Annotated in this window: 1 protein-coding gene and 2 pseudogenes; 2 read left to right on the forward strand and 1 reads right to left on the reverse strand. The window is 75.2% G+C overall.

The annotated features are described in order from the left end of the window. Positions 1-102: pseudogene (locus HUW36_RS30875) on the reverse strand (WhiB family transcriptional regulator); the annotation flags it as partial. Here HUW36_RS30875 and dacB point away from each other — a divergent pair. Next, positions 96-1,259 (forward strand): annotated as a pseudogene (gene dacB / locus HUW36_RS30880) (D-alanyl-D-alanine carboxypeptidase/D-alanyl-D-alanine endopeptidase); the annotation flags it as partial. The pseudogenes HUW36_RS30875 and dacB sit on opposite strands and share 7 nt — an antisense overlap. A 65-nt stretch (positions 1,260-1,324) precedes the next feature. Further along, entirely contained in the window at positions 1,325-2,392 is a 1,068-nt protein-coding gene (locus HUW36_RS30885) for a zinc-dependent metalloprotease (protein WP_174531308.1), read from the forward strand. Positions 2,393-2,432 lie beyond the last annotated feature (40 nt).

A 2,432-nucleotide genomic window follows, 5' to 3' on the forward strand; every position in this document is an offset into this window, starting at 1 on the left:
GACGGAGCTACGCGACTCGGACAGCCCACTGGCCGCCAGTCGCGCCTCCGCCTCGACCCGGAGCTGGGCGTCACGGGCGAGGTCCTCCTTGCGCGGACGTGGCCACCGGTGAGGCGCTCTACGGCAAGGGACCGGACACGCCCACCGTGCCCGCCTCGGTGACCAAGCTCGCCACCGGCGTCGCGGTGCTCGCGGCGCGCGGCCCGGCGTACCGGATCCCCACCCGCGCGGTGGCCGGCCCGAACCCGGGCGAGGTGGTCCTGGTCGGCGGCGGCGACCCCACGCTCGGGGTGGACAAGAACGGCTTCTACCCGGGCGCGGCCCGGCTGGACGACCTGGCCGCCCAGGTGCGCGACGCGCTCGGCGGCACCGCGCCGACGAAGGTGATCGTCGACTCGTCGCTGTTCACCGGTCCGGTCTTCGAGCCCGGCTGGGACGCCGACATCCCCACCGGCGGCTTCGGCGCGGCGATCACCGCGCTGATGACCGACGGCGCCCGGAAGGACCCGGCCCTGGCGCGCCGCACCGCCGAGGAGACGAACCACGCCGCCGAGCGGGTGCCCCAGCCGGACCTGACCGCCGGCCGGCAGTTCGCCAAGCTGCTCGGGCTCACCGGTGGCGCCGCCCAGGTGACCCGGGGCGCCGCGCCGACCGCCGGTGGGTCCGGGTCGGCCGGCCCGGCGCCCGGCACCGAGCTGGGCAAGGTCGAGTCGCTGCCGGTGATCCGGCTGGTCGACATCATGATCAGTGACAGCGACAACGTGATCGCCGAGGCGATGGCGCGCCAGGTGGCGCTGGCCAAGGGCAAGCCCGGCTCGTTCGCCGGCGGCGCGGCCGCCACCGACGAGGTGCTCGGCGAGCTGGGGCTTCCGGCCGGCGAGATCAGCCTCGCCGACGGCAGCGGGCTGTCACGCACCAACCGGATCAGCCCGTCGCTGCTCACCGACCTGATCACGCTCGCCGGCAACGGCAGCCACCCGGAGCTGGCGGCGATCTTCGGTGGGCTGCCGGTCGGTGGCTGGTCCGGCACGCTCGACGAGCGCTACCGGGCGGCCGCCACCGCCGCCGGCGCCGGTGTGGTGCGGGCCAAGACCGGCACGCTGAGCGGGGTCAACGCGATCGCCGGAACGGTGCTCACCGCGGACGGGCGGCTGCTCACCTTCGCCGTGCTCACCGACCGGACGCAGGGCTCGCTGGACGAGACCCGGCAGGCGCTCGACCGGATCACCGCCGCGCTGGCCGGCTGCGGCTGTCGCTGACGACAGGCGTCGATCGGCCGGCGCGAGCCCGGGTAGGGGTGTCGCGGCGCGGGTACGGTGGGTTCATGGCGCAGTTCGTGGACTGGGATCTGGCCGCCGCGACCGCGGGGGCGCTGGGCAAGTCGGGCCCTCGCGTGTCGTACGCGGAGGCCACCGATGTGGTGGGCGACCTGCGCCGGCTGACCGAGGAGGCCGCCGGGCACGTGGCCGACTACACCGGCCTGCGCGCCCAGGTGGCGCACCCGCCGGTGCGGGTGGTCGACCGCCGGGACTGGGCCGCGGCCAACATCGCCGGGCTGCGCGAGGTGGTCACCCCGCTGGTCGAGCGGCTCTCCGGGGACAAGCGGCCCGGCGCGATCACCGAGGCGATCGGCTCCCGGCTCACCGGCGTGCAGGCCGGCACCGTGCTGGCCTACCTCTCCGGCCGGGTCCTCGGCCAGTACGAGGTCTTCGCCGGCGACCCCGGTCAGCTGCTGCTGGTGGCGCCGAACATCGTCGAGGTCGAGCGGAAGCTCGGCGCCGACCCGCGCGACTTCCGCCTCTGGGTGTGCCTGCACGAGGTGACCCACCGGACCCAGTTCACCGCCGTGCCGTGGATGCGCGCGTACTTCCTCGGCGAGGTGCAGGCGTTCGTGGACGCCTCGCAGGGTGGCGAGCACCTGCTGGAGCGACTGCGCCGCGGGGTGGCGACGCTCTCCGACGCGGTGAAGGACCCGGAGAGCCGGGCCAGCGTGCTCGACATCGTGCAGACCCCGGCGCAGCGCGCGGTGCTGGACCGCCTGACCGCGTTGATGACGCTGCTGGAGGGGCACGCCGAGTTCGTGATGGACGGCGTCGGCCCCGAGGTCATTCCCAGCGTCGGCACGATCCGAGCCGCGTTCAACCGCCGCCGCGAGTCCGGCAACCCGCTGGAGAAGGCGATCCGCCGGCTGCTCGGCATCGAGGTCAAGATGCGCCAGTACGCCGAGGGCCGCAAGTTCGTGCACGGCGTGGTCGACCGGGTCGGGATGGCCGGCCTCAACAAGATCTTCTCCTCCCCGCTCACCCTGCCCCGGCTCGACGAGCTGGGCGATCCGGACGCCTGGGTGAACCGGGTGCACGGGCCGGCCGGTGCCACCCCGAGCGCCGGCTGACCCGGCCGCGCCGGCTCTTCGCGCGCCGGCCGGTCCGGCG

This window comes from Micromonospora maritima (assembly GCF_902825405.1).
GTDB classification, from domain to species: Bacteria; Actinomycetota; Actinomycetes; order Mycobacteriales; family Micromonosporaceae; genus Micromonospora; species Micromonospora maritima.

Excerpts from the sequence above, each read along its gene's own strand:
- HUW36_RS30885 (WP_174531308.1), top strand. The coding sequence starts at position 1,325 with ATGGCGCAGTTCGTGGACTGGGATCTGGCCGCCGCGACCGCGGGGGCG.